We start from the raw sequence: 1,303 nt of genomic DNA on the forward strand, positions 1-1,303 counted from the left end.
CCCCGATCTTTCGATCTTTCAAGAAAACGAGTCGCACATGCACCAAACATTCTCGCAACTGATGCTTTCGAGCTGAGGCTTTGTGATTAGGCAAGCTCAGTTGTCGGAAGAATGTGGCGTTATAGGGCGTTCTTATCTTTTCTGTTTTTATCTTTGATTTGGCTCACCTATTAATTCAACCCCTAAATCAATTTCTAATCGTGGTTGCAAATATCCACACGTATTAAAATCAAAGGGGCTTTCCTCCCAATTATAAGCTACTTCCGAAAACTTGGATGCCATAATATTCCAAGCATGCTTTGGTAACTGTATAGTTGATTTAGCATTAAAATCTGGAACCTCGTCTGATACAATCAAAGTAAGTTTACCTAGCCGGCATTTTTCTCCATTACTTAAATTCTTGATTTTTCTAAGTTCAACCGATAGTTGCTGAATTTGATCAGCTGTTCCTCTGAATCTGAATTTATCTTCGAATTCATTTATCTCAATTCCATTAGGAAGATTCAATTTCATTTTTATTCTTTAATGCCCTATAACGTATCAAGTGCAGCCGTCACACCGTGGCTCGAAGCTCTGGCCTTGTGTGTAGAGGCCCGGTTGCCGGCCTGAACGGTGTTATGGGCACATCATTTTTCATTTTCTTTTCTTATGCTACGCCATTCACTTGAAGTCCAAACAGTTCTTTGGTCGTCAAATTCACTTGTATTTGCCAATGATAACTCCCTCCGTCATTTACCTCAGTCTGCTGCTTTTTCCATTTATCATCAGGTTGCTCAATTCCTTGTATCCTGTCAATGAAGTTGTATCTGAAGTAGTTGCAATTTACATAAACCATCCTTTCTCCTTTTGGAGATATGTATCCAAAATATTGTCTCTGGTATTTATGCAACCGTTTATGAATCACAGGTCCCATATAGGAACCCTGATTTATCATGGGTTTATTAACCTCCTTCAAAGAACTCTTTAACAAATTCTCCACCAATACTATTTCTTCAAGTGTGGGTGTAAATCTTTCGCTACTTCCAATCCATGCAGGATAATCTGCTGAAAAAATTACTCCTTCAAATCCTTTACCGGCCACATATGTTGTCTGTTCGGTGATTTTCTCCGTTCTTGTTATTGTCTGTGCTACAGAACTGAAAGAAGCAAACAGCAAAAGAAGTATCAGTTTTTTCATCTTTGATTGCCCATAACGGAATATGAACCTCCACAAACCGTTGCTTTGTGCTTAGGTATTAGCGTCGCTAGCACGGTTGATGGCAGGTTTTATGTTAGGCTATGACATTTTTTATTGCATCCATGT

The 1,303-nt window shown here is 38.8% G+C and carries 2 protein-coding genes; both read right to left on the minus strand.

The window, feature by feature from the left end:
- Positions 1-147: 147 nt before the first annotated feature.
- Positions 148-513: a hypothetical protein gene (locus tag Q0590_RS37285; RefSeq protein WP_302042776.1), complete on the minus strand. Its 366-nt coding sequence runs from the start codon at positions 511-513 to the stop codon at positions 148-150.
- Positions 514-646: 133 nt separating this feature from the next.
- Positions 647-1,177, minus strand: coding sequence for a hypothetical protein (locus tag Q0590_RS37290; protein WP_302042777.1), 531 nt, complete (start codon positions 1,175-1,177; stop codon positions 647-649).
- Positions 1,178-1,303: the final 126 nt, after the last annotated feature.

Source organism: Rhodocytophaga aerolata, assembly GCF_030503435.1.
Taxonomy (GTDB): Bacteria; Bacteroidota; Bacteroidia; order Cytophagales; family 172606-1; genus Rhodocytophaga; species Rhodocytophaga aerolata.

Excerpts from the sequence above, each read along its gene's own strand:
- Q0590_RS37285 (WP_302042776.1), bottom strand. The coding sequence starts at position 513 with ATGAAATTGAATCTTCCTAATGGAATTGAGATAAATGAATTCGAAGAT.
- Q0590_RS37290 (WP_302042777.1), bottom strand. The coding sequence starts at position 1,177 with ATGAAAAAACTGATACTTCTTTTGCTGTTTGCTTCTTTCAGTTCTGTA.